Raw genomic sequence first — 22,029 nt, forward strand, 5'->3', positions numbered from 1 at the left:
GCCATTTGCATTTCCCAGCAAGGCCCCGAGGGTATTTCCGGAGAAGTGCTGCGTACTGTCACACGCACCGGATGACAGGTGTCATATTCCTGCGGTTACACCCGTGACGTCGCTCGGCCGCGCGCGTCATATCAGCAGCTCAGCAGGTTTTCTGTGTGCGCCGTGCCCGCGACGCGCTCCAGCCGTTTCCCGACCTCGTCGCCCCTCTGGAGACGGCGGTAATCGCGGTGCCGGCCGGAGCGGTATTCGATGGTGGCGGCGAACCGTTCGGTAGCCGGCACGAATATCCGCATCGAGCTTTCAGTAATTCTGCACCTGCCCTGAATAGGGGTGATCAATTCTGCCGACGCTCGACGCACCGGCCACGCCGTCCAGCAGTCGGGTCGGTGGTGGGGTCGGTGGCCGGGCCGTAGCCCACGGTGGGTCGGGGTGCCGTGGCCGGTCGGTGGATCGGTCGGCGTGGGGCACAGGTGGTAGAAGGTCACTGTCGGTGAGGTGATCGGGGCAATGTTGTGTCCCGAGTGAGTATGCCCAGCTGTCATATTCATGCCTGAGAGGCATAAGGGTGTCAGCGACATGGTTCTCGGTCGGCACGACTCAGCACCGGGGAGACGGAGCCCGCTGGTTCACCGGCCAGGGTCGGACACGCTCCCGGCCCCGTTTCCTCGGTCGGCCCCGTTTCCTCGGTCGGCCCTGTGTCCTCGGTCGGCACCGGTCCGGGTCGATACGGTGTGGGCCCGGTATTTCGTCCTCAACGCGAAGCGCCTGCCCCCGAGACTCAGGGCAGGCGCTTCGTCGGGACAGGTCGTTCAGGCGCGTTCGGCCAACCCGGCGACGAACGTGCGCCATGCGGTCGGCGCAAACGTCAGGGCCGGCCCGTCCGGGTCCTTGGAGTCACGCACCGCGACCGCGCCGGGAAGGTCGTCGGCGACCTCGACGCAAGCTCCGCCATTGGAACTGCTGCGGCTACTCTTGCGCCAGCGCGCGCCGGTCAGCTCATCCATGATCGTGCCCTCAGGAAATCGATGGTCTGGTCGCGCGGCAACGCTACCGACCTGACTGTATCCCAGACTGCCCAGAGCGAGGAGACGTCCTTTGTGATGCGTCCTGCCGCCTGATCGTCCAGGTAGCCGACCTCTTCGCCCTCCGATGTGCTGGCGATGATGAAGGGCCCGGCCTGACCCGGGTGCAGCCCGGCATGTAACGGCAGGACGTGAACCATCAGATGTGGTCGCTGGGCAAGCTCCACCAGATGGTCCAACTGGGGAGTCATGACATCCGGGTTACCCCGTCGTAACGCAGCCTCGTCGATCACGAACACGAGCAAAGGTGGCCGGGGGCGGTCCAGCACCGCGGCCTGCCGTCGTAGGCGAGAGTCGACATGATCCTCGGCATCGGCGGCGAGGGGGCCGCTGGCGATGATGGCGCGCGCATAGTCGGGGGTCTGGAGCACACCCGGCAGGACGGCGTTCTCGAACCACCGCAGGCCGGATGCCTCCCGCTCGATCTCGGCCCAAGGTCTGAACCATGCGGGCTCGCGCTTGTTCAGGATGTCCGGCCACAGTTCCTCAATGTCCTTACGCAGGATCTCGGCAACCTTGGCACGGTGTCGAGTCTGAGGAATCCGTCCCTGGTTCACCCATCGGGCCGCCGTCTTCGGATCGACTCCAATTTGAGCTGCAAGGCTTTCGGCGGTCTCGCCAACCTCAGCCATCGCCCGCTGGACTGTCCGATTCATTCACACTCCTCCGAGCGAACGTCCCGAATGTCTTCGATACAGAGTGCTACGCGGTGTCATCGTTCCGCAACCCTGGGCAAGGTCGAGTTGGGGCGGCGCTGTCGGTAGTTGTCGAAAGCTGGCGGTGGTGTCTGCCGGAGGGGCCGTCCCGTGGAAGGGCGGGACGGCCCCTCTTCCATGCCGACGGACAGGAGGGGCCGCGTGCCCAAGGACAAGCCGAAGCCCGAAAACCAGAAGCCCGCGCCCAGCAGTGAGGCCGCGCCCAGCAGTGAGGCCGCGCCCAGCAGCGAGGCCGCGCCCAGCAGTGAGGCCGCGCCCAGCAGTGAGGCCGCGCCCAGCACTGAGGCTGCGTCCGACCCTGGGCCGTCCGCGCACCCGATCGTGCCCGGACCGATCGGGACGGTCGTTCCGCCGTACCGGGGGGCGGAGCGGATGACGGGCATCGTGCCGGCGCACCGGTGGGCGTCCGGCCGGAACCAGGGGCCCCGGTGATCGCGCCGGAGGTCAGGTCGGGAGAGGTACTGCACCTGTCGCGTGCCGCCAGTGTGCAGTTCATCCGGCCGATCACGGTCCGGGTCATCCGGGTGTTGACCGACTGGCACACGTACGACGGTTGGGTGTGGATCGACGCGTACGAGCTGAATGCCGTCGGCGACGCGGTCCGGCGGCGGACCCTGTTCCTGATGCCGGCGGGCGCTCGGCGGCTTACCCCGCAGCCCGACCCGACGAAACCCGAGCCCACGCCAGCCTCGTCGCAGCGTCGGGCGGCAACCCCACGGCCCGCAACGGCGGACCCGCAGCGGAGGACGACGACACCACGGACCCGGGGGGTCACGTCCCCGCAGCCGGACCGGCAGGGCCGGGTGACGGTCTCTCGGCGGGGAGCGACGGTCCCACCGGGCGTTCGACCCGGTCGGGGACGGGGGTCCAGGTCGGCGGGGACGCCGTGACCGGTCCGCTGCCGGGCCGGCACACGCCGGTGCGGCCGATCTGGCTGTGCCGGGTCGACGCGAACCCGTGGCCGTGCGGCGAGGCGAAACTCGCCCTCCTCGCCAGGTACGACGGCGACCGGCCGGGCCTGCTCGCCCTGCTGGCCGGGTTGTCGGTGGAGGCGACCGAGCACCTGACGCAGCTCGACAACGGTCGCCGGACCGACCTGACCGACCGCTTCCTGACCTGGGCCCGCCCGCAGGACCGCTGATCTCTTCCCGCAGCCCCAGGGCGGCGCAGCGGGTCGGTGGATTGTGGAGAGTTACTGCGGCCCTGGCGACAAGAACTCTCCACAATCCACGCAGGCCGAGCCGGTTCAGGGGGTGACGCGCTGCGCTCCGGTGTAGACGTTCATCGTCCGGCCGCGCAGGAAGCCGACCAGGGTCAGGCCCGCCTCGTCGGCCAGGTCGGCGGCGAGGGTGCTCGGCGCGGAGACCGCCGCCAGCAGCGGCACCCCGGCCATCCACGCCTTCTGGGTCAGCTCGAAACTCGCCCGTCCGGACACCAGCAGCAGGTGCCCGGCGAGCGGCAGCCGCCGTTGCCGGACCGCCCAGCCAACCACCTTGTCGACGGCGTTGTGCCGGCCGACGTCCTCGCGCAGCACCACCAGCTCGCCGTCGGGGGTGAACAGGCCCGCCGCGTGCAGGCCGCCGGTGCGGTCGAAGGCGCGTTGTGCCGCGCGCAGCCGGTCGGGCAGTTCGGCAAGTAGCTTCGCCGGCACGGTGAGCGGGTCGTCCGCGACGGTGAAGCGGGACCGGGTGCGGATGGCGTCGATGCTGGCCTTGCCGCACACCCCGCAGGAACTGGTCGTGTAGAAGTTGCGCGCGGGATCGGTAGCCGGTTCCGGCACGCCGGGGGCGAGCACCACGTCGACCACGTTGTACGTGTTGGGTGTCTCCACCCCGGAGCAGAGCTGGGCGGTGTGCACGTCGGCGTCCGTGCGGATCAGGCCCTCGGTCAGCAGGAAGCCGATGGCCAGGTCGAGGTCGTCACCGGGGGTACGCATGGTCACCGCCAGCGGGCGGCGTCGACCCGGGCCGCCGGGGCCGACCCGGATCTCCAGCGGTTCCTCCACGGCGAGCGTGTCCGGCCGGCGCAGCGCCACCCGGGCGTCGTCCGCCGCGTCGAGGTCGATCCGGAGCACGCTCCGCCGGTCAGTGGCCCGTCCCATCCCGCCATCCTGCCCCGCCCACCCGACCCTCCGCACGGCGACGGCCCCGCCGGGGAGACCGGGCGGCTACCGTGGCCGGATGACGGCGTACGCGGCGGTGGTGCTGGCCGGTGGGGCGGCCCGCCGGATGGGCGGGCGGGACAAGCCGGTGGTGCCGGTGCACGGGCGGCCGATGCGGGACCGGGTGCTGGCCGCAGTCGCCGATGCCGTTCCCCGGGTGCTGGTCGGGCCGGGCGGGTCGCTCCCGGCCGACGTGCTGGTGACCCGGGAGGAGCCGGCCGGCGGTGGTCCGGTGGCCGCCACGGCGGCGGGGCTGGCCCTGCTCGATTCCGGTACGACAGTGGTCGCCCTGCTCGCCGCCGACCTGCCGCTGCTCACCCGCCCGGCCGTCGGCGTGCTGCTCGACGCACTGGCCGCCGAGTCCGGCCCGGAGGCGGCGGACGGTGTCTGCCTCCTCGACGACCGGGGGAGGCGGCAGTCGCTGTGCGGGGTGTGGCGGGTGCCGCCGCTGTGCGCCGCACTCGGCCGCGTGGCCGCCCGTCGGGCCGAGGTGGTCGAGCAGGCCGAGGGGATCGAGCGGGCCGAGGGGATTGAGCAGGCCGTGAGAGTCGAGGGGGGCGCTGCGCTGGCCGGGGCGTCGATGCGGGAACTGCTGGGCGAGCTGACCGTGCGCGAGTTGGCCTGGTCTGCTGCCGGCCCCCCACCGTGGTTCGACTGCGACACTGCCTCCGACGTACGCCGGGCAGAGGAGTGGACGCGATGACGGTGCTTGACGACTGGGTGACGGCGGCCTGCGCCGAGCTGGAGCTCGACCCGGCCGAGGTGTCGGTGCCGACCGTGCTGGACCTGGCCCGGGACGTCGCCCACCAGGTGCTGCGGCCGGGTGCGCCGGTCACCGCGTACCTGCTCGGGGTGGCGGTCGGGCGCGGCGCGGACCCGGCTGCTGCGGCGGCGCGGCTCAGCGGGTTGGCTGCGCAGTGGCCGGTCGAGTTGGGCGGCGAGCGCCCCGACCGGCCGGCGGACGGGCCGTCGGACTCCGGCCCGGAGGCACCGCCGGCAGGGTGACCGGCCCGGCAGGGTGACCGGCCCGGCTGGCCGGGCGGCTGGCGCTCCCGTCGTGCCGTGCCCGCTCCGCGGGGACCGGGGGTGGCGGCAGCGGTGTCCGATGCCGGTCGCGGTGGATTCGTTCTCCGGCCCGCCTGGGTAGGGTGACCTTGACGGACGGAGGCGATCATGACGGCAGACCACCCCTCGAAGCCGACAGGTGATCAGCCCGGCACCCCGCCGGAGCACCGCGAGCACCACGAGTCGATCCTGCTGGACGAGCCGAGCACGGCCGACCTGCGGGCCAAGGTCACCGAGGCGTGGCGGGAGTTCGCCCGGGCGCTGGCCGCCCGGCTGCGGGAGCTGCCCGCCGGGGCGCAGCTGGAGCTGACCCTGGACCCGACCGCCTCCGGGACTGGCGACGCGGTCTACTCGATCAGCGTGGCCGTCGGCGAGCAGGGCCGGCTCTCCGCGCGGGCGGTCGGCAACGCCACCCTGCCGCAGGGTTTCCGGCTGGACCGCGCCGCGGTGGCCGACATGATCGCGCTCGGCTGGTCGCCGCCCGGCGTGGTGGCGGGTTCCGGCGAGCACTTCGGCCTGGACGGGACGGCCGACGACGCCAGCAAGCTGGCCGGGCTGCTCTCCCGCACCCTGCGGGACGTGTACGGCGCACCGCACCCGGCCTTCCTGGTCTACCTCAGCCAGGACGCCGACGGCGAGTCGTTGCCGATCGAGGCGCTCGGCACCGCGCGCAGCGAGTTCGGCCCCGACCAGGACGTCGAGGCCGACCTGGACGAGGCGCTGGCCGCGGCGGCGAGCGCCCAGAGCGGCGAGCAGGAGGTGCTGGACCTGCCGGAACAGGTCCGGACGGTGGTCTCGACCATGCTGAAGTCGACGTCCGATCACCTCCAGGTCGACTCGGACGGGGACATCAACATCCGGGCCGGTTCGGCGATGGTCTTCGTCCGGGTCCGCGACAATCCGCCGCTGGTCGACGTCTTCTCGCCGGTGCTGACCGAGGTCGAGCCGACCGAGCGGCTGTACGTGAAGCTCTCCGAGCTGACCAACCGGATGCCGATCGGCCGGCTGTACTGCGCCGACGACACCGTCTGGGCGTCCATCCCGGTCTTCGGGCGCAACTTCCAGGCCACCCACCTGATGCTTGCGGTGCAGGTGATGACCGGGCTCGCCGACGAACTGGACGACCGGCTGCACGGCGAGTTCGGCGGGAAGCGGTTCTTCGGCGAGGGCGACAAGCCGAGCCGGGGCGACACCGAGCACCGCACCGGCATGTACCTCTGATCGCCCCACCCCAGGCCGTCTGGATGCCGCCGGCCGCGATCCGTGCCGCCGGGGCGGGGCGGGGCCGGGGGTGTCAGGGGCGGAGGGCGTCAGGGGCGGGGCGGTCAAGGGGTGGACGGGCCGACGCCGGGCGACTCGACCAGCCGGGAGAGCACGATGGTGCTCCGGGTGGAGGTGACGAACGGTTCCGCCCGGAGCCGTTCCAGCGCGTCCTCCAGGTGGGAGATGTCGGCGGCGCGCAGGTGTACGAGCGCGTCGGCCTCGCCGGAGACGGTGTAGGCGCCCACCACCTCGGGATGCCGCCGGGCGGCCAGCGCCAGTTGGGTGGGGGTGGTCCGGCCGGCACAGAACAGCTCGACGAACGCCTCGGTGGTCCAGCCGACGGCGGCCGGGTCCACCACGGCGGTGAAGCCCCTGATCACCCCGGTGGCCCGGAGCCGGTCCACCCGTCGCTTGACCGCCGGCGCGGACAGTGACACCCGGGAGCCGATGTCCGCGTACGAGGTCCGGGCGTCCGCCACGAGCAACGCAATGATTCGCTGGTCTACCGCGTCTATCTGCAACGTTCCGCCCCTGGGAAGCAATATTTCTGGCTGTTACCAAAGTTCTACGCTACCTACCCTTGGTCACCGTGGACCAGCAGCGCTTGCCGCGAAAGCGGACATATCTCATGTGCTCCCCGGAGCGCTTCGCGGTGGAGTACGCGATCAACCCGTGGATGGACGTCACCACCGACGTCGACACGGCGTTAGCGGTCGCGCAGTGGGACCGGCTGCGGGACACGCTCGTCGGTCTCGGCCACCAGGTGCACCTGCTCACCCCGCAGGCGGGGCTGCCGGACATGGTCTTCGCGGCCAACGGCGCCTTCGTGGTGGACGGGACGGTCTACGGCGCGCAGTTCAAGCACGCGCAGCGGGCCGCCGAGGCCGTCGCGCACCGGGCGTTCTACCAGGAGCAGGGCTGGCACTTCATCGCACCGAGCGAGACCAACGAGGGTGAGGGCGACTTCGCCTACCTGCCGGAGGCGCACGGTGGGCTGATCCTCGCCGGGCACGGCTTCCGCACCGAGCTGCCGGCGCACGCCGAGGCACAGGAGGCGCTGGGCCGCCCGGTGGTGTCGCTCCGCCTGGTCGACCCGCGCTTCTACCACCTGGACGTGGCGCTCGCCTCGATCGACGACCGCAACGTCGCGTACTTCCCGGGGGCCTTCTCGGCGGCCAGCCAGCGGGTCCTCACCCAGCTCTTCCCGGATGCCGTGCTCGCCGACGACGACGACGCGCTGGCCTTCGGCCTGAACCTGGTCAGCGACGGGGCGAACGTGGTGCTCAACAGCGACGCGGCCCGACTGGCCGGGAAGCTCAAGGCGGCCGGGTACACCCCGGTGCCGGTGGACCTGGCTGAGCTGAAGAAGGGCGGCGGCAGCGTCAAGTGCTGCATCGCCGAGCTGCGCCCCTGACCGACCCGCGTACCGCCTTCGACCAACCCGCACGCCGGCCCCGTACGAAGGGCCGACCCTTCGTACGGCTCAGCCGAGCGTGGCGATCTCGTTGATCAGGACGTTGGAGAGCAGCCGGCCGTCGAACTGCACCTTGCGCAGGTACCACTTCTGCTGCGGGGTACGCGGCTGGTTGAACTGCCACGGCCCACGCGGACTGTCGATCTGGCCGATCTTGCCCAGCGCCAGGTTGACCTGCTGCGGGTTGGGCTCCGCACCGGCCAGCCGGATCGCCTTGTCGAGCACCTGGGCGGCGTCGTACGAGGCCATCGCGTAGGTGGTGGGGGAGACGTTGAAGGTCTTGCGGTACGCCGAGGCGAAGATCCGGTTGGCGTTGTTGTTCAGGTCGGCGGAGTAGTTCAGCGAGGTCTGGATGGTGCCGGCCTTGAGGCTGTCGTCCGCGTTGACCAGGGTCGGGCGCAGGTCGGTGAGGATGTTGCCCTCGGTCAGGAAACCGGGCGCGTAGATGTCACCGAACCAGCGGCTCCGCCGCAGTTGCCGGATGAACTGCTCACCCGCGGTGCCGGAGTAGAAGCAGAAGATCCCGTCCGGCTGGCGGCCGAGCGCCTCGTCGATCTGCGCGCCGAACTCGTCCTCGCCCGGATTGGAGCTGGCGGTGGTGAGGATCGGCTCGCCGATGATCCGGGGGTCGTCGGCGCCGAAGCCGTCGCGGAAGCCCTTGATCACGTCCAGGCTGGCGGTGCCCTCCGGCGCGACGATGGCGAGCCGGCTGTCGGTGGGCAGCGTCCGCCGCAGGTAGGACCCGAGCGCCCGGCCCGGCTCGTCCAGCACGTACGACGTCCGCCAGATGTAGACGACGCTCTGCAGGCTGGGCGGGGAGGCGTTGGAGCCGATCAGCGGCACCCGGGCCTTCTCCACCGCGTCCCGGATCCCTGACATCACCGTCGAGTTGACCACGCCGGTCATGGCGAGCACGTTCTGCGCGAGCAACTGGTCGACGGCGGCCTGCCCGCTCTTGGCGTTGTCGCCCTCGTCGACGGTCACCACGGTCGCCGGGTGCCCACCGAGCTGTTGGCCGTTCGTCGCCAGGAAGAGCTGGAAGCCGTTCTCGATGTCCTCGCCGATCGCCTTGCCGTCACCGCTCTCCGGCCTGATCAGCCCGATCTTGATCGGATTGCCCGGGGCCGGCGTCTCGGGGTCGTCCGTGCCGCAGGCGGCGGCCAGTCCGGTCGTACCGAGCGCGGCCAGCAGTTGGAGGGCCCGCCTGCGGTTCATCTGCGACACCGAAATCCTTCCGGGAGCATTGCCGGGCGTCACCGCCCCTCCGGCGTTCTACCTGGTGGGCGACCCTGCGTCAATGGATCTTGATCTTCAAGCAGCGACTGCAACGCAGCTCTTACCTGTGGCCAGGCCGCCGAGAGCGGGTCGATCAACCCGAAGTGCTCGCATTCCGGCAGCTCAACGAGGGTGACCGGGGCGCCGGCGGCTCGTGCGGTGGCAGCATATGACCTGCTCAGAGCGACAGGCACCTGGCGGTCCTCGGTGCCGTGCAAAATCACCGTCCGTGTCCGCGTCGGTACCGAAATCCGAGGGTCCGCCGCCGCGTACCGCTCCGGGTGGTCGACCGGGCCGCCGCCGAGCAGCGCGGCCACCGCACCCGAATCCAGATCCAGCCGGTACGCCTCGGCGAGGTCGGCGACAGGTGCCAGCGCCAGCACCCCGGCCACGTCCTGCGGGGCGTGCGCCGCCACGTGCAGGGCGAGCTGCCCACCGGCCGAGTGCCCCAGCAGCACCGGCGGCCCCGAGGCGACCCGCCCCGGCAGGGCGTGCGCCGCCAACCCGGGCAGCGCCGCCACCCCGGCCCGGACGTCGGTGAGCGTGTTCGGCCAGCCGCCGTCGGGCTGACCGGTGCGCCGGTACTCCAGTTGGGCCACCGGCCAACCCAGGTCGGCCAGCGCGGCGGCGAGCGGGCCGGTGTGGGTGCGGTCGTACCCGGCCCGCCAGAAACCGCCGTGCAGCACCGCGACCAGCGGGCGGACCGGACCGCCCCCGACCGGCCGGCGCAGGTCGACGAGCTGCTCCGGCCGGTCGCCGTAGCGGACTGTCACATCCGGCGGCGGGGCGGGCCGGGTGAGCACGGCACGCGGGTCGGTGGTCATGCCGGCGACGGTAGCGCGGCAGCCCGCCCGACGGCGTCCCCCGCCGGCACCGGCCCGCGCGCGACCTTACGGCGGCGTCCCCGCTGCCCGGCGACGGTGGTCGGGGCTGGTCCCGGTCCGGGCGCGTGCGGCCGGAGCGGGTGGGTAAGGATGGGTGTCATGACCGAAGCGCACTCCACTGGACAAGATGACGAATCGGGCCGCGCGGACGGGCACCCGGGCACCGTGGTGGTGGTCGGCCCGGACGGCCGCCCGGTCGGCACCGTGCAGACCGACGAGGCCGGCGAGGACCCGACCCGCCTGGTCGAGCAGCCGGCCAAGGTGATGCGGATCGGCAGCATGATCAAACAGCTGCTGGAGGAGGTCAAGGCCGCCCCGCTCGACGACGCCAGCCGGCACCGGATGAGGGAGATCCACGAACGGTCGATCGTCGAGCTGAAGGACGGTCTCGCTCCCGAGCTGCGCGAGGAGCTGGAACGGCTCTCGCTGCCGTTCTCCGAGGACCAGGCCCCCAGCGAGGGCGAGCTGCGGATCGCCCACGCCCAGCTGGTCGGCTGGCTGGAGGGGCTCTTCCACGGCATCCAGGCCACCCTGGTGGCCCAGCAGATGGCCGCCCGGGTGCAGTTGGAGCAGATGCGCTCCGGTGGCCGCCCCGCCCTGCCCAGTGGCCCGGCCGGGATGATCCCCGGGATGCCCGGCATGGGTCAGCAGCCAGGCGGCGAGGGCCACAACACCGGCCAGTACCTCTGATCCCCGGCCGTCGGCCTTGAGCCGGCTGCGGCCCTGAGCCGTGCGCCGGGTCGCCGCCGGGAGCGCCGAGCGCGCGCCGGGGTGCCACCGCGCGGTGGCACCCCGGCGGCTCAGGCCACCCCGAAGATCTTCTCCAGGTACGCCGCCACGCCGTCGGCGGTGTTCGCCCCGGTCACCTCGTCGGCGATCGCCAGCACGGCGGGGTGCGCGTTGGCCACCGCCACCGCCCGCCCCGCCCAGGTGAGCATGGGCACGTCGTTGGGCATGTCACCGAAGGCGAGCACGTCGGACTGGCGTACGCCGATCCGGTCCGCGTACCAGGCCAGCCCGGCCGCCTTGGTCACCCCGGCGGCGGAGATCTCCACCAGCCCGCTGTACGACGAGTGGGTCGCCTCGGCCAGCCCCTCCAGCGCACCGGCCACCACCTGCACGAAGGCGTCCGGGTCCTGTGCGCCGGCCCGGGCCAGCAACTTCACCGCCGGCATCGAAGCCAGTTCCTCAGGCGACTCGACCGCCCGGATGGCCTCGTGGTCGGCGTCCCAGCGCAGCGGGTAGTGCGCCTCGTGCCGCATCTCCCGGCTGTCCACGATCTCCACCGCGAGGCTGACCTCCGGCACCGCCGCCCGCAGCCGGCGGGCCACCTCGGCGAGCAGTTCCGGGGCGAGCGGGTCGGCCCGCAGCACCTGGTCGTTGTCCGGGTCGTACACCACCGCGCCGTTGGCGCAGATCGCCGGCAGCGGCGCGGAGAGCTGGTCGTACACCAGCTGGAGCCAGCGGATCGGGCGGCCGGTGACCAGCACGACGGGCGTGCCCGCCGCGGCGATCCGCTTCAGCACGGCAGCGGTGCGGGCGCTGAGCCGCCGCTCGTCGCCGAGCAGGGTGCCGTCGATGTCGGTGGCGACCAGCCGTGGTGTCTCTCCCATCACCGGGAGAGTAGTCGGTCCAGGTAGACCGCCACCCCGTCGTCGTCGTTGCGCAGGGTCACCTCGTCGGCGGCGGCCCGCACCAGCGGGTGGGCGTTCGACACGGCCACCCGGGACCAGCCGGCCCAGGCGAACATCGGTAGGTCGTTGGGCATGTCCCCGAAGACCAGCACGTCCGCCGGGTCGACCCCGAGCCGCTCGGCGACCACGGTCAGGCCGCTGGCCTTGTCCACCCCCGGCGGGCAGATCTCGACGAAGCCGAGGCCGGCCTGGGTGAGACTGGCCACCTCCGGCCCGACGATTCGGCGGGCGGTGTCCAGCAACTCGTCCACGTGGTGGTCGGCGGTCCGGACGAACGCCTTGACCACGTCGAGGGAGAGACATTCGGCCCGGCTGCGCGCCTCGAACCGGTCCGGGTACGGCCAGGCCGGGTGGTAGTCGCCCCAGAGCGGCGCGTCGTGCTCGTCGGACGCCTCCACCATGACGGTGAGCGGGCCGACGGCGGCCTCCAGGTCGGCCAGCAGCCGGGCCAGCACCTCGCCGGACAGCCGCTCGTCGCGCAGCACCACCGGGCCGGCCGGGTCGCTCTGGTCGACCACGCAACCGCCACCCGCCATCACCAGGTAGTCGGCGGCCCGGATGTCGTTGCGGGTGAGCTCCTTCAACCGGGGGCCACGACCGGTGGCGCCGACCACCGGAATGCCGGCGGCCCGCACCCGGTCGAGCACCCCGTGGGTGTACGCCGAGACGGTGTCGTCGCTGCGCACCAGCGTGCCGTCGAGGTCGGTGGCGATGAGTTTGGGCAGTCCCGGGCGGGTCATCGTTCCTCCTTGCCCGCCGCCGTCCGTACCGGTCGTCCGACCCGGTGTGACGGCGGGCAGCAACCGTACCTCGCCGAACAGGTCGTCACCATGGCTTTCCGGCGAATCGGGCGCCAACGCCCGATGGCCGACACACCGCCGCCCGATCGCCCCGTCCCGAGGTCGGCGTCGGTTCATCGGGGCCGGCGGGTCGGCGGCGTAGCCGGCGGGTCGGGCCGCTGCCTTCTCAGGCGTCGCGCTCGCGGCGGGCGAACGGGACCGTCGGAGTGACGGTCAGGTCGGCGGGTGCGGCCGGTCGATCGTCGTCCGCACCGGGATCGACCCCGACCGGCCCGGTCTCGGCCCCGGCACCGTCCGCCAGCCGATCGTCCGGTTGGCGGACGATGGTGAGCAGGGCCGCCCCGACCAGTACGACGGCGACGAAGGCCATCACCAGCCCCCGGCCGTAGTCCACCCGGAACCCGTCCTCCGGGGAGTAGAACAGCGCCCGCTGCCCGGAGTCGTCCAACGAGAAGGCGGTGACGACGAGCAGGACCAGCAGGACGCCGGCCATGGCCAGACCGGCCACCCGGGCGTCGTGCCGGGTGGCCGGGCGCCCGCGCAGGGCCATCGCCACCGCCACACTGAGCAGTAACAATCCCACCAGGTACGCGATCCCGAAGCCACCCACCTCGGCCACCCCACCGGGCACCCGGATGGTGCCGCTGCCCTCCGGGCCGCCGTTCGGCACGGTCATCACCAGCCACTCCCCGGCCATCGACGCCGTGGCGGCGACCGCGCCGAGCAGGACCAGCACCGGGGGTAGCCGTCGGTCCCGACGCAGCGCGGCGGGCCAGTGGCCGAACCGTCGGCCGGCCGGTCGTTCGGTGGCACCCCACTCCAGCATGGAGCTGTCATCCGAGCGATCGTCCTGTCTCGGGATGGGGAGATCCTGGGACATCGGCCACCTTCCGCGTCGCGGGCCTGACCCGCATCATCCCACGGCGGTACGCCCCCGGCCGGGAGCGTGGAGCCCGGAAGGTCGCTCTCGACCGGGAGCGGGTGACGCACGGAAGGTCGGCAGCGGCGTGGGGGTTCGACTAGCGTTCGGGTATGCCTATCCGTACCGCATCCGCACGTTGGCAGGGCAACCTCACCGAGGGCGCCGGGACCGTTCGCACCGGCAAGGGTGGCCTGGAGGGGAACTACTCCTTCAAGTCGCGCTTCGAGGAAGGTGAGGGCACCAATCCGGAGGAGCTGATCGGTGCCGCCCACGCGGGCTGCTTCTCGATGGCGCTCTCCAAGCAGCTCGCCGACGCCGGCGTCTCCGGCACCTCGGTGGAGACCACCGCCAAGGTGCACTTCGACAAGACCGACGCGGGAATGACCGTCACCCGGATCGACCTGGAGACCGTCGGCCAGGCCCCGGGCCTGGCCGAGGCCCAGTTCACCAAGCTGGCCGAGGCCGCCAAGGAGAACTGCCCGATCTCCCGGCTGCTTTCCCCCGGCGCGCAGATCAGCCTCACCGCCCGCCTCGCTTCCTGATCCCTTCGGCCCCGATCCCCGCCCGGCCTTCGCAGAGGTCGGGCGGGCTTCCCCCGGGCAGCGGCCCCCCGGTCGCTCCCGTGTCCGGGCGACCGCCCGGTCGTCCCCCCGCCCGGTCGTCCCAACGGGGCGAATCGGGTCCGCGTCGGCCTGCATGATCGTGCTCGATCCTGGTTGTAGTGGCATCCGAGCGATTCGAGGCCACTACAACCAGGACAACACCGTTGCGTTAGGTGGAACGGCTGCTCGTCGACCACCGCCGCCTCGCCGATCATGGAGTTGTGGTGGGTAACAGAACGCCCGTAAACCCCCAAAGTCGGCACCACCACTCCATGATCGCCAAGCGGGCCCACCCCGCTCCCCGATCGGGCACTTCCTGTCCCGGGTTGACCAGCCACCCACGGCGTTAACGCAACGGTGTGGACAACCAGGATCGAGCATGATGTTGGTGCCGGTGGGGGCGGCCGGTCGGCGTAGGGAGTGGGCGGGGCGGCGAGTCGGGCACAATCGGTGAGGTGCCTGTGGAGATGAGCCGTGAACGTTTCGAGGAACTGGTCGGCGAGGCCCTCGACGAGGTGCCCGAGGAACTGCTCCGGCTGATGAGCAACGTGGTCATCCTGGTCGAGGACGACCCGCCCGCCGGAGAGAACCTGCTCGGCCTCTACGAGGGGCATGCGCTTACCGAACGCGGTTGGAGCTACTCGGGCGTACTGCCGGATCGGATCTTCATCTACCGCCGGCCGATCCTGCACATCTGCGCCACCGAGGACGACGTGGTCGACGAGGTGGCGGTGACCGTGGTGCACGAGATCGCCCATCATTTCGGAATCGACGACGAGCGGTTGCACGCGTTGGGCTGGGGCTGAGCGCGCCGCTCGGCCGATGCGGCCGGTTGCGGGGGCTGCCTACCGTGGGGCGAGCACATCCCCGATCAGGAGGAAGACCCCCATGCGCAGCGCGCTGTTCTCGGCAGAAAACCTGGAGAAGGAGTCCGCCCAGCCCGGCATGCGGCTGCAGAACTCCAAGATGTTGAAGATCGAACTCAACGGTGAGGCGATGGCCCGGGTCGGGTCGATGGTCGCCTACCAGGGGCAGGTGCAGTTCCAGGCGCTCGGCTCGGGCGGCATCGGCAAGTTCATCAAGCAGCGGCTCACCGGCGAGGGAGTGCCGCTGATGAAGCTCAGCGGCCACGGGGACGTCTTCCTCGCCGAGCTGGCCAAGGACGTGCACATCATCGACCTGGAGCCGGGCGACGCCCTGTCGATCAACGGGTCGAGCGTGCTGGCCTTCGACTCGTCCCTGTCGTACGACATCAAGATGGTCGGCGGCGCGGGGATGGCCTCGTCCGGCCTGTTCAACTGCGTGTTCAGCGGGCACGGGCGGATCGCCATCACCACCAAGGGCACCCCGGTCGTGCTCAACGTCGACGCGCCCACCTATGTCGACCCGCAGGCCGCCGTCTGCTGGTCGGCCAACCTCCAGACCGGCTACCACCGGGCGGAGCAGCTCGGCCTGGGCACCCTGCTCGGCCGCAGCACCGGTGAGGCGTTCACCATGAGCTTCGCCGGCCAGGGCTTCGTCGTGGTCCAGCCGTCGGAGGAGCCGCCGGTCCAGGGCAGCGGCACTCAGCAGCAGCAACAGGGCGGCCTGCTCGGCGGCCTGCTCAGCTGACCTCGGCGGTGGGGGGCGGTCCCGGCTGGGGCCGCCCCGCACCCCGACTCGTCGCCGGCCGATCGTGGAGTCGTCGGCCGACCCAGGCCGGTTCGGCTCCGTTCGGCCTCGGCCGGGGCCGGCACCGTTCTTGGCCGTGCCGGCTCGGTCTTGGCCGATTCGGCTCGGTCTTAGCCGATTCGGCTCTGTCTGGCCGATTCGGCTCGGTCTGGCCGATTCGGGTCGGGGGTGGGCGGGGCGGTTCGGGCCTCGTCGGACGGCGCTGGCGGCGTGACCGGGTCGGGTCGGCCCGGACTCCGTGGGATTCGTGGGTGCGGTTCAGGCTCGCTGCCGCTGCCGTGGCGGATACCGGGATAGGGCAGTCAGTTCAGCTCACCGGAGCGCAGCCGGGCCAGCCAGGCCGCCGCGTCGGTGTAGTCGGTGTCCGACAGGCCGGCTGGTGCCGGGACCGGCCGATCACCCGCCGCGTCGGTCCACCGGTGCCGGGGGTACGACCCGAGGAAGCGCACCTCGGCGCAGACCCGACGCAACCCCTGCAACGCCTCGCCGAGCCGGGCGTCCGCGACGTGACCGGTGCAGTCGAGGAAGAAGACGTACCGGCCGAGCGCCTCACCGGTGGGGCGGGACTCGATCCGGGTCAGGTTGACCCCCCGGACGGCCAACTCCATCAGCACCGACAGCAGGGCGCCCACCCGGTCGTGGGCGATGTAGACGACCAGCGAGGTGACGTCGTCACCGGTGGGCGGCGGGGGCGGGCCGGGGCGGGACAGCAGTGCGAAGCGGGTCACCGCGTCCGGGTGATCGGCGATCTTGTCGGCGAGCAGCGTCAACCGGTGCCGGGCCGCCCCGATCGGGGCGCAGATCGCCGCGTCGTACTCGCCGTTCGCCGCGCCGGCCGCCGCTGCACCGTTGGAGAGCACGTCGATCACCGTGGCGTCGGGCAGGTGGGCGCGCAGCCAGTTGCGGCACTGGGTGGACGCCTGCGGATGGGCTGCCACACTGCTTACCCGGTGGAGATCGGTGCCGGGCCGCGCGCCGAGCACGAACTCCACCGGCAGGATCACCTCCCTGGTGATCACCAGCGGGTTCCCCTCTGCCAACTCGTCCAGGGTCACCCCGACCGCGCCGCCGATCGAGTTCTCCATCGGCACCAGCGCCGCGTCCGCCTCACCGGCCCGTACGCTCTCCAGCGCCTCGCCGACGCTGCGGGCGGGCGTACGACTGCCGTGCTCGGCGGCCGGGACGGTACGCAACGCCTGTTCGGCGAAGGTGCCCTCGGGGCCCAAGAAGACGTATCGGGTCGGTGGTGTTCCGGGCATGTCGACCAGCCTACGCACCCGGTGGCACCCCGGTCCCGGCGTCGCAGGCCAACGTCCGGATGGCGGGCGGCGCAACGGCCTTCACCTCGATCGAGCAGACGTCCGTACCGGCCGTGACCAGCCGCAGCGCGTCCGGTTCCCCCCGGCTCACCGCCTGGAGCTCCTCGTGCCCACTGACCGCCAACACGGTGTACTGCCAGCCGTCGGCGCAGAGCGGCCCCTCGACGGCCCGCACCGACACGTTCCGGGGCAGCACGTCACTGCGGAGCAGCCCGATCACCCGGTCGGCGGAGGGGCGGCCGGCGCAGGCCACGGCGACCGCCGCGACGGTGGGGGTGGGCGGGGCGGAGGTCGGTGGCAGGGTGGGTGTCACCGGCAGGATGGTGGGCGACGTGGTCGGCGGCGTGGTCACGGTCGGCGTCGGCGGGGCGACGGGGACCGCCACACCGCGTTCCGGCGGGGCGGCGCAGCCGGTGGACGGCAGCACGGCGAGCAGGGCCACCGTGAGTAGGGCGGTGACCGGCCGTCGGTACGGGGGACGCGATACGGGGTCAGGCGGCACGGGCCGGTCCTCGGGGGAGTCGCGCGCGGGGGCGTCGGGACGGGCACCGGCCGTTACGGATCGGCTGGAGAGGGCCGGTCGCGGTGGCCGGTGGGGGTGAGCCCATCGTAGGAGGATCGGCCCGCACGGTGAAGGCCGGCGCGACACCGACGCTGCCGTCGGAACAGGCCGAGAGGGCGCTGAACGCCGGTCGAGGGAGCCTTGCTCGGGCGGACGGCCGACGCGGCGCTGTCCGGCGGTCGAAGGGCGGAGCCGGACGGACGGCCGGGTAGGACGGTCAGATCGCGGAGAAGAAGGTGAGCGAGCCGGCGACCGAACCGTCGGTGAGGACCGGCGTGGAGATGGCGTCGACTGTCGCGTAGGTGCTGTCGTCACCGGCGGGCTGCACCCTCAGCAGACCCCGGGCGAGTCGCCCGGAGTGCAGGGCCAGCAGCGGGGGGATCTTGTCGGTCTCCTGCTCGGGCAACTCGTGCCGGGCTGCGGTGAAGTCGAGCAGCCGCAGGCCTCCTTCGAGCAGCGGCAGCCCGACCACGGCCTCGGGGGCGCCGAGGCAGAGCAGTTCGCAACCGGCGGCGGAGATGGCCACCACCTGGGTGTCGGCGTCGATCAGGAGGCAGGGCTCCTCGGCGCGCGAGACGGTGGCCGACCACTTCCCGACGTTGTCGCACCCCGGCTCTGTCGGCGTCCGTGCCGCCGGCACGAACACGTCCGAGAGCGAGAGTTCGACGTGGGCCACCGTGCCTCCTAGGTACACCGACGGTCTGTCCACGCTAGCCGGTCTTCGTGACGGTCGCCGACCGCGCTGGAGTCACCAGCCGCCGGTGGATGGATCGGGTGCCCTGGTGGGCGGCCGGCGACGGCGCGGACCGGGATGTCGCGGAAAACCGGTGCCGCGGGGCGTCGTCGGTGACGTTACCGGCGACCCGCCGGCTTGTCAGCGGCCGTTCGGCCCTCGTCGTACCACCGGTAGTCGCCGGCGGGACGGTAGGTGCCGTTGTGCCAGGTCTGTGGTGCCTGGGCGACCCGGGACAGCTTCTCGGCGGTGGCCGGGCTGATCCGGTTGCCACCGGCGACGAGGAGCCGGTCCAGCTCCCGGTGGGTCGCCATCATGCAGTCCTTGGGCAGGCCGTAGACGCTGATGACGCCGGAGCCGACGAAGGTCAGCACCGGTGTCACCGGGATCGGCAGCCCGACCGCCCCGGTAAGCGCCTTGCTCGCCCGCTTGGCGTCCCGCCGGGCCTCGGTCACGTACGGCGGGCGCTTGCCGTTGATCTGCACCACGTCCCCGGCGACCAGCACCCGGGCCCGGCCGTGGTCGACGATGCTGACCGCGAAGAGCCCGCTGGGGCCGATGGCGAGGAACCCGGCGCGTTCGTCCTGGCCGTGGTCGCGCAGCATGTCCGAGACGTCGGTGCGGGGCCACTCGATCACGTGCCAGGCGGGGCCCAGGTGGTCGAGCTGACCGAGCGCCCGCGCCCCGGCGGCCTCCAGCCGACGGGCACCCCGCTCGGCTCGACGTCGACGCGCCCACTCCAGCGGGGTCGGACGAGCCGGGTCCAGTGCCGCGGACCCGTCGGGACGGGGCTGCGGCACCGCCACGGGCGGCAGTGCCCGGGTGGGTACGGCTCGACGAGCGGGAAAGACAGTCATCGCGACCTCCGGCAAAAGGTCTCTCGAAAGTTATGGTCTCACTACCCTACGTCGCCACTGTGGGGGTACGGCAAGTTGGAGCGCCGGAATGAGTGCGGATGAATGCCATATTCATCCGCAGTTCTTCCGCTGAACATCGATCAGCACTGTCCTACGCTGCGGGGGTGACCCACTACGTGGACAGCGAGGTCGGTCGACTCGGCACGGTGCTGTTGCACCGGCCGGGTCCGGAACTGGCCCGCCTCACCCCCCGCAACAACGACTCGTTGCTTTTCGACGCTATCCCATGGGTGGGCCGGGCCCAGGAGGAGCACGATGCCTTCGCCGCCGAGCTGCGCGACCGGGGCGTGGAGGTGCTCTACCTGGCCACCCTGCTCGCCGAGACCCTCGCCGTCGCAGAGGCCCGCGCCGAGCTCACCGAGCAGGTGCTCAGCTCGCCCCGACTGGGCGACACCCTGCGCCGTCGGGTCGCCGACCACCTCGCCTACCTCGACCCTGCCGCCCTCGCCGACGTGCTCACCGCCGGCCTCGCCCACGAGGAGGTACGGATCAGCGCCGAGCGCCCCGGTGGTCTGGTCTGGACGCTGATGGACCGGCACGACTTCGTCATCGACCCGCTGCCCAACCTGCTCTTCACCCGGGACTCGTCACTGTGGATCGGCGACCGGGTCGGGGTCACCAGCCTCGCCATGCCGGCCCGCCGCCGGGAGACCACACTCACCGACGCGATCTACCGCTACCACCCGAGATTCGTCGGCACCCGGGCCGTCTACCATCCCGGCCTGGAACACCTAGAGGGCGGCGACGTGCTGCTGCTCGCCCCCGGGGTGCTCGCCGTCGGGGTGGGCGAGCGGACCACCCCGGCCGGCGCCGAACGGCTGGCCCGGCAGGTCTTCGCCGCCGGCCTGGCGCACACCATGCTGGTGGTGCCGATCGCCCAGGAACGGGCCACCATGCACCTCGACACCGTCTGCACCATGGTCGACGTCGACGCGGTGCTGATGTACCCCAACGTGGCCAGCACGCTGTCGGCGTACACGGTGATCGTCGGACCGGACGGCGAGCCCCGGGTGGACGGCCCCGCGCCGTTCCTGCGCGCGGCTGCCGACGCGATGGACCTCGACCAGCTCCGGGTGATCGACACCGGCCTGGACCCGGTGACCGCCGAACGCGAGCAGTGGGACGACGGCAACAACACCCTCGCCCTGGCCCCCCGGCTCTGCGTCGGCTACGAACGCAACGTGGAGACCAACGCCCAGCTGGAACGCGCCGGCATCGAGGTCATCCCGATCGCCGGTTCGGAGCTGGGCTCCGGCCGGGGCGGCCCCCGCTGCATGTCCTGTCCACTGGTCCGCGAACCACTGCACCCGACCGCCGCCTGAGCCGCCCCGGGCGGGTGGGCTCAGCGGAGGGTGAGCTGGCGGCCGAGCAGACCCTGGCGGGCCCGGCGGCCGGCGGCGTCCAGCGGCTCCTTCTCGGCCAGCGCGTCGGCGTACCGCTTGGCGAACGCGGTGACCGGCTCCTCCCACTCGGCGGCCGGGACGTCCTCCGGCAGGTCCCAGACCGGCGCCAGCCGGCCGTGTGCCCGGAACATGCCGGCGAACTTCGTACCCTCGCCCAGGGTGAGGGCACCGGCGGCGGAGAGCCGGGAGAGCGTGTCCAGCGCGGCATCCTCGTCGTCGCCGAGCACCCAGCGCACGTGCGCCTTCTCCGGCACCCGGCACCAGTAGGCGGCCCGGGCGGCGGCCAGCTTCACGGTCGGGTAGATCGCCGCGTTCGCCCGCTCCAGGGACGCCTGCACGGTCGGGTCGTCTGCCGCACCGGGATCGAGCCAGAACTCGAAGCCCTCGTGCATCGTGATGTCCAGCGGGCCGTCCACCAGGATGTCCTGGAGCCGGGGGCCGGGGCCCGGCAGTGGCGGCACCGTCACCTGCCCGCCCGGCTCGGTACGCAGGGCGCAGAGCAGCGCCTCGGCCAGGTCCCGGGAGACGTCGCCGGACTGCTGGTGCCGCTGGAGACCGATGAACACCCGGCCGTCCGGCTTGGTCATCGCCGGGGCGGCCATCGGCAGCACGGTGGCCAGGGTGACCGGACGGTCACCGTGCTCCTCGACCAGCCCGGGGGTGAGCCGCAGCGGCGCGGAGGCGGCCGGCACGAGTTCGCGCAGGGCGATCCACTCCGGTTCGTCGGCCAACCCTTCGAACGGACGGGGGACGAAGACGTCCCGGATCTTCTCCCGGCGGGGAGCGGCCTCGACGCGCTGGTTCTTTCGACGCTTGCTCACGGCGAGACAGCCTAGAGCCCGCCGGGCGACGGCGGGGGCAGGACCCGCCACGCTGCGCCGGCTCGGCCGCCACGCTGCGCCGCACCGAGGCGCCGGGTCACCCGCTGCGTCGCCCCGCTGCGTCGGCCGACCCGGATCTGGCCCGACCCCGCGTCAGCCGGTGGGAACCAGGCCGGGCCGGCAGTCGGCCGGGTGGAACTCGGCCCAGACGCTCTGCCCCAGGCCGTCGCGGTCGACCCCCCAACAGCTGGCCAGCCCGGCGACGATGTGCAGGCCCCGGCCGTCGACGGCGTCCGTTCCGGCGGCCCGCATCAGGGGCCCGGCCTCGGCGCCGCCGTCGGTCACCCGGACCGACAGCACCGGCCCGGTCCGGGTCGGCCGTAGCCGCCAGGCGACCCGGACCACCCCGCCGGGCAGCGGGTCGGCGTGCCGGACCGCGTTGCCGACCAGTTCGGCCAGGACGGCCACCAGGTCCGCGAGGAGCGTCGGGGGCACCAGGTCGGCCAGTTCGTCGGCGAGCCGGTGCCGGGCCAGCCGCGCTCCGGTGACATGGTGGGGAACCACCACGCACCACGAACGATCGACTCGTCCCGTCGACACCCCGGCTCCTTCCCGTGCCCGCCGGTGCGGCGGTGCGCCCCGGCCCACCCGTGCCGGCTCGTCTC

At 72.3% G+C, this 22,029-nt stretch carries 26 protein-coding genes and 1 pseudogene; 11 read left to right on the top strand and 16 right to left on the bottom strand.

Annotated features, from left to right (window positions below; all coding sequences use genetic code 11):
* Window positions 1-131: 131 nt before the first annotated feature.
* The 3 genes from OHQ87_RS25335 to OHQ87_RS25345 form a co-directional block, all read right to left on the bottom strand.
* On the bottom strand, window positions 132-293 hold the full coding sequence (locus tag OHQ87_RS25335) for a hypothetical protein (RefSeq protein ID WP_328341837.1): 162 nt from the start codon (window positions 291-293) through the stop codon (window positions 132-134).
* A 516-nt stretch (window positions 294-809) separates the two neighbouring features.
* On the bottom strand, window positions 810-1,004 hold the full coding sequence (locus OHQ87_RS25340; RefSeq protein ID WP_328341839.1) for a DUF397 domain-containing protein: 195 nt from the start codon (window positions 1,002-1,004) through the stop codon (window positions 810-812).
* Window positions 992-1,738, bottom strand: coding sequence for a helix-turn-helix transcriptional regulator (locus OHQ87_RS25345; RefSeq protein WP_328341841.1), 747 nt, complete (start codon window positions 1,736-1,738; stop codon window positions 992-994). Before OHQ87_RS25345 ends, OHQ87_RS25340 begins: the two co-directional genes overlap by 13 nt.
* Window positions 1,739-2,229: 491 nt before the next feature.
* Here OHQ87_RS25345 and OHQ87_RS25350 point away from each other — a divergent pair.
* Together OHQ87_RS25350 and OHQ87_RS25355 are read left to right on the top strand one after the other, a co-directional pair.
* A pseudogene (locus OHQ87_RS25350) lies at window positions 2,230-2,419 on the top strand (hypothetical protein); the annotation flags it as partial.
* Between the two features lie 265 nt (window positions 2,420-2,684).
* On the top strand, window positions 2,685-2,939 hold the full coding sequence (locus OHQ87_RS25355) for a flavin reductase (RefSeq protein ID WP_328341843.1): 255 nt from the start codon (window positions 2,685-2,687) through the stop codon (window positions 2,937-2,939).
* Between the two features lie 105 nt (window positions 2,940-3,044).
* Here the strand turns inward: OHQ87_RS25355 and fdhD are convergent, their stop codons facing one another.
* Entirely contained in the window at window positions 3,045-3,899 is an 855-nt protein-coding gene (gene fdhD, locus OHQ87_RS25360; protein WP_328341845.1) for a formate dehydrogenase accessory sulfurtransferase FdhD, read from the bottom strand.
* 79 nt (window positions 3,900-3,978) lie between these two features.
* On the opposite strand from fdhD, the gene mobA reads away from it, so the two are divergent.
* The 3 genes from mobA to OHQ87_RS25375 all read left to right on the top strand — a co-directional run bounded on the left by mobA (window position 3,979) and on the right by OHQ87_RS25375 (window position 6,245).
* Window positions 3,979-4,662, top strand: coding sequence for a molybdenum cofactor guanylyltransferase (mobA, locus tag OHQ87_RS25365; protein WP_328341847.1), 684 nt, complete (start codon window positions 3,979-3,981; stop codon window positions 4,660-4,662).
* On the top strand, window positions 4,659-4,964 hold the full coding sequence (locus OHQ87_RS25370) for a DUF6457 domain-containing protein (protein ID WP_328341849.1): 306 nt from the start codon (window positions 4,659-4,661) through the stop codon (window positions 4,962-4,964). Before mobA ends, OHQ87_RS25370 begins: the two co-directional genes overlap by 4 nt.
* Window positions 4,965-5,132: 168 nt before the next feature.
* Window positions 5,133-6,245: a T3SS (YopN, CesT) and YbjN peptide-binding chaperone 1 gene (locus tag OHQ87_RS25375; RefSeq protein WP_328341851.1), complete on the top strand. Its 1,113-nt coding sequence runs from the start codon at window positions 5,133-5,135 to the stop codon at window positions 6,243-6,245.
* Between the two features lie 104 nt (window positions 6,246-6,349).
* On the opposite strand, the gene OHQ87_RS25380 is transcribed toward OHQ87_RS25375, so the two are convergent.
* Entirely contained in the window at window positions 6,350-6,808 is a 459-nt protein-coding gene (locus OHQ87_RS25380; RefSeq protein WP_328341853.1) for an Lrp/AsnC family transcriptional regulator, read from the bottom strand.
* Between the two features lie 59 nt (window positions 6,809-6,867).
* On the opposite strand from OHQ87_RS25380, the gene ddaH reads away from it, so the two are divergent.
* Window positions 6,868-7,701, top strand: a complete 834-nt coding sequence (gene ddaH, locus OHQ87_RS25385; protein WP_442930597.1) for a dimethylargininase — start codon at window positions 6,868-6,870, stop codon at window positions 7,699-7,701.
* A 69-nt stretch (window positions 7,702-7,770) separates the two neighbouring features.
* Here the strand turns inward: ddaH and OHQ87_RS25390 are convergent, their stop codons facing one another.
* Both OHQ87_RS25390 and OHQ87_RS25395 read right to left on the bottom strand, forming a co-directional pair.
* On the bottom strand, window positions 7,771-8,985 hold the full coding sequence (locus OHQ87_RS25390) for an ABC transporter substrate-binding protein (protein WP_328341855.1): 1,215 nt from the start codon (window positions 8,983-8,985) through the stop codon (window positions 7,771-7,773).
* Window positions 8,986-9,014: 29 nt separating this feature from the next.
* Window positions 9,015-9,860 (bottom strand): alpha/beta hydrolase family protein, encoded by an 846-nt coding sequence (locus tag OHQ87_RS25395; protein WP_328341857.1) that lies wholly within the window; start codon window positions 9,858-9,860, stop codon window positions 9,015-9,017.
* A 150-nt stretch (window positions 9,861-10,010) separates the two neighbouring features.
* Between OHQ87_RS25395 and OHQ87_RS25400 the strand changes: the two genes are divergently transcribed.
* Window positions 10,011-10,610 carry a bacterial proteasome activator family protein gene (locus OHQ87_RS25400; protein ID WP_328341858.1) on the top strand — a complete coding sequence of 200 codons (600 nt, stop codon included), beginning with the start codon at window positions 10,011-10,013 and terminating at the stop codon, window positions 10,608-10,610.
* Window positions 10,611-10,720: 110 nt separating this feature from the next.
* Here the strand turns inward: OHQ87_RS25400 and OHQ87_RS25405 are convergent, their stop codons facing one another.
* From OHQ87_RS25405 to OHQ87_RS25415, 3 genes are all read right to left on the bottom strand, one after another.
* Window positions 10,721-11,533 (bottom strand): HAD family hydrolase, encoded by an 813-nt coding sequence (locus OHQ87_RS25405; protein WP_328341860.1) that lies wholly within the window; start codon window positions 11,531-11,533, stop codon window positions 10,721-10,723.
* Window positions 11,533-12,354 (bottom strand): HAD family hydrolase, encoded by an 822-nt coding sequence (locus OHQ87_RS25410; protein ID WP_328341862.1) that lies wholly within the window; start codon window positions 12,352-12,354, stop codon window positions 11,533-11,535. The genes OHQ87_RS25405 and OHQ87_RS25410 overlap by 1 nt, the downstream gene beginning before the upstream one ends.
* 226 nt (window positions 12,355-12,580) lie before the next feature.
* Window positions 12,581-13,240 (bottom strand): hypothetical protein, encoded by a 660-nt coding sequence (locus OHQ87_RS25415; protein WP_442930598.1) that lies wholly within the window; start codon window positions 13,238-13,240, stop codon window positions 12,581-12,583.
* A 206-nt stretch (window positions 13,241-13,446) separates the two neighbouring features.
* Between OHQ87_RS25415 and OHQ87_RS25420 the strand changes: the two genes are divergently transcribed.
* The 3 genes from OHQ87_RS25420 to OHQ87_RS25430 all read left to right on the top strand — a co-directional run bounded on the left by OHQ87_RS25420 (window position 13,447) and on the right by OHQ87_RS25430 (window position 15,549).
* Window positions 13,447-13,878 carry an OsmC family protein gene (locus OHQ87_RS25420; protein ID WP_328341864.1) on the top strand — a complete coding sequence of 144 codons (432 nt, stop codon included), beginning with the start codon at window positions 13,447-13,449 and terminating at the stop codon, window positions 13,876-13,878.
* Between the two features lie 521 nt (window positions 13,879-14,399).
* Complete coding sequence (locus OHQ87_RS25425; RefSeq protein ID WP_208565790.1) at window positions 14,400-14,744, top strand: metallopeptidase family protein; 345 nt, start codon at window positions 14,400-14,402, stop codon at window positions 14,742-14,744.
* A gap of 82 nt (window positions 14,745-14,826) precedes the next feature.
* Entirely contained in the window at window positions 14,827-15,549 is a 723-nt protein-coding gene (locus OHQ87_RS25430; RefSeq protein WP_328341865.1) for an AIM24 family protein, read from the top strand.
* Window positions 15,550-15,911: 362 nt separating this feature from the next.
* On the opposite strand, the gene pheA is transcribed toward OHQ87_RS25430, so the two are convergent.
* The 4 genes from pheA to OHQ87_RS25450 all read right to left on the bottom strand — a co-directional run bounded on the left by pheA (window position 15,912) and on the right by OHQ87_RS25450 (window position 19,080).
* Window positions 15,912-16,868 (bottom strand): prephenate dehydratase, encoded by a 957-nt coding sequence (pheA, locus tag OHQ87_RS25435; protein ID WP_328341867.1) that lies wholly within the window; start codon window positions 16,866-16,868, stop codon window positions 15,912-15,914.
* A 10-nt stretch (window positions 16,869-16,878) separates the two neighbouring features.
* Complete coding sequence (locus OHQ87_RS25440) at window positions 16,879-17,430, bottom strand: hypothetical protein (RefSeq protein ID WP_328341869.1); 552 nt, start codon at window positions 17,428-17,430, stop codon at window positions 16,879-16,881.
* Window positions 17,431-17,707: 277 nt separating this feature from the next.
* Complete coding sequence (locus OHQ87_RS25445) at window positions 17,708-18,166, bottom strand: hypothetical protein (protein ID WP_328341871.1); 459 nt, start codon at window positions 18,164-18,166, stop codon at window positions 17,708-17,710.
* 176 nt (window positions 18,167-18,342) lie between these two features.
* Window positions 18,343-19,080, bottom strand: coding sequence for a hypothetical protein (locus tag OHQ87_RS25450; RefSeq protein ID WP_328341872.1), 738 nt, complete (start codon window positions 19,078-19,080; stop codon window positions 18,343-18,345).
* Window positions 19,081-19,244: 164 nt separating this feature from the next.
* Between OHQ87_RS25450 and OHQ87_RS25455 the strand changes: the two genes are divergently transcribed.
* Window positions 19,245-20,462, top strand: coding sequence for an arginine deiminase (locus tag OHQ87_RS25455; RefSeq protein ID WP_328341874.1), 1,218 nt, complete (start codon window positions 19,245-19,247; stop codon window positions 20,460-20,462).
* Between the two features lie 20 nt (window positions 20,463-20,482).
* Here OHQ87_RS25455 and OHQ87_RS25460 read toward each other — a convergent pair whose 3' ends face one another.
* The gene (locus tag OHQ87_RS25460; RefSeq protein ID WP_328341876.1) at window positions 20,483-21,364 is read right to left on the bottom strand and encodes a DUF5926 family protein; all 882 of its coding nucleotides are present in this window, start codon (window positions 21,362-21,364) and stop codon (window positions 20,483-20,485) included.
* Window positions 21,365-21,517: 153 nt separating this feature from the next.
* Complete coding sequence (locus OHQ87_RS25465) at window positions 21,518-21,931, bottom strand: ATP-binding protein (protein ID WP_328348994.1); 414 nt, start codon at window positions 21,929-21,931, stop codon at window positions 21,518-21,520.
* Window positions 21,932-22,029 lie beyond the last annotated feature (98 nt).

The sequence above is a fragment of the Micromonospora sp. NBC_00421 genome (assembly GCF_036017915.1).
Lineage (GTDB): Bacteria > Actinomycetota > Actinomycetes > Mycobacteriales > Micromonosporaceae > Micromonospora.

Bases quoted from the DNA above. Each gene is read 5' to 3' on its own strand.
- OHQ87_RS25450 (WP_328341872.1), bottom strand. From the start codon at position 19,080: ATGACTGTCTTTCCCGCTCGTCGAGCCGTACCCACCCGGGCACTGCCG.
- fdhD (WP_328341845.1), bottom strand. From the start codon at position 3,899: ATGGGACGGGCCACTGACCGGCGGAGCGTGCTCCGGATCGACCTCGAC.
- OHQ87_RS25375 (WP_328341851.1), top strand. From the start codon at position 5,133: ATGACGGCAGACCACCCCTCGAAGCCGACAGGTGATCAGCCCGGCACC.
- OHQ87_RS25395 (WP_328341857.1), bottom strand. From the start codon at position 9,860: ATGACCACCGACCCGCGTGCCGTGCTCACCCGGCCCGCCCCGCCGCCG.
- pheA (WP_328341867.1), bottom strand. From the start codon at position 16,868: ATGCCCGGAACACCACCGACCCGATACGTCTTCTTGGGCCCCGAGGGC.
- mobA (WP_328341847.1), top strand. From the start codon at position 3,979: ATGACGGCGTACGCGGCGGTGGTGCTGGCCGGTGGGGCGGCCCGCCGG.
- OHQ87_RS25345 (WP_328341841.1), bottom strand. From the start codon at position 1,738: ATGAATCGGACAGTCCAGCGGGCGATGGCTGAGGTTGGCGAGACCGCC.
- OHQ87_RS25340 (WP_328341839.1), bottom strand. From the start codon at position 1,004: ATGGATGAGCTGACCGGCGCGCGCTGGCGCAAGAGTAGCCGCAGCAGT.
- OHQ87_RS25405 (WP_328341860.1), bottom strand. From the start codon at position 11,533: ATGGGAGAGACACCACGGCTGGTCGCCACCGACATCGACGGCACCCTG.
- OHQ87_RS25410 (WP_328341862.1), bottom strand. From the start codon at position 12,354: ATGACCCGCCCGGGACTGCCCAAACTCATCGCCACCGACCTCGACGGC.
- OHQ87_RS25430 (WP_328341865.1), top strand. From the start codon at position 14,827: ATGCGCAGCGCGCTGTTCTCGGCAGAAAACCTGGAGAAGGAGTCCGCC.
- OHQ87_RS25420 (WP_328341864.1), top strand. From the start codon at position 13,447: ATGCCTATCCGTACCGCATCCGCACGTTGGCAGGGCAACCTCACCGAG.
- OHQ87_RS25370 (WP_328341849.1), top strand. From the start codon at position 4,659: ATGACGGTGCTTGACGACTGGGTGACGGCGGCCTGCGCCGAGCTGGAG.
- OHQ87_RS25335 (WP_328341837.1), bottom strand. From the start codon at position 293: ATGCGGATATTCGTGCCGGCTACCGAACGGTTCGCCGCCACCATCGAA.
- OHQ87_RS25400 (WP_328341858.1), top strand. From the start codon at position 10,011: ATGGGTGTCATGACCGAAGCGCACTCCACTGGACAAGATGACGAATCG.
- OHQ87_RS25415 (WP_442930598.1), bottom strand. From the start codon at position 13,240: ATGCTGGAGTGGGGTGCCACCGAACGACCGGCCGGCCGACGGTTCGGC.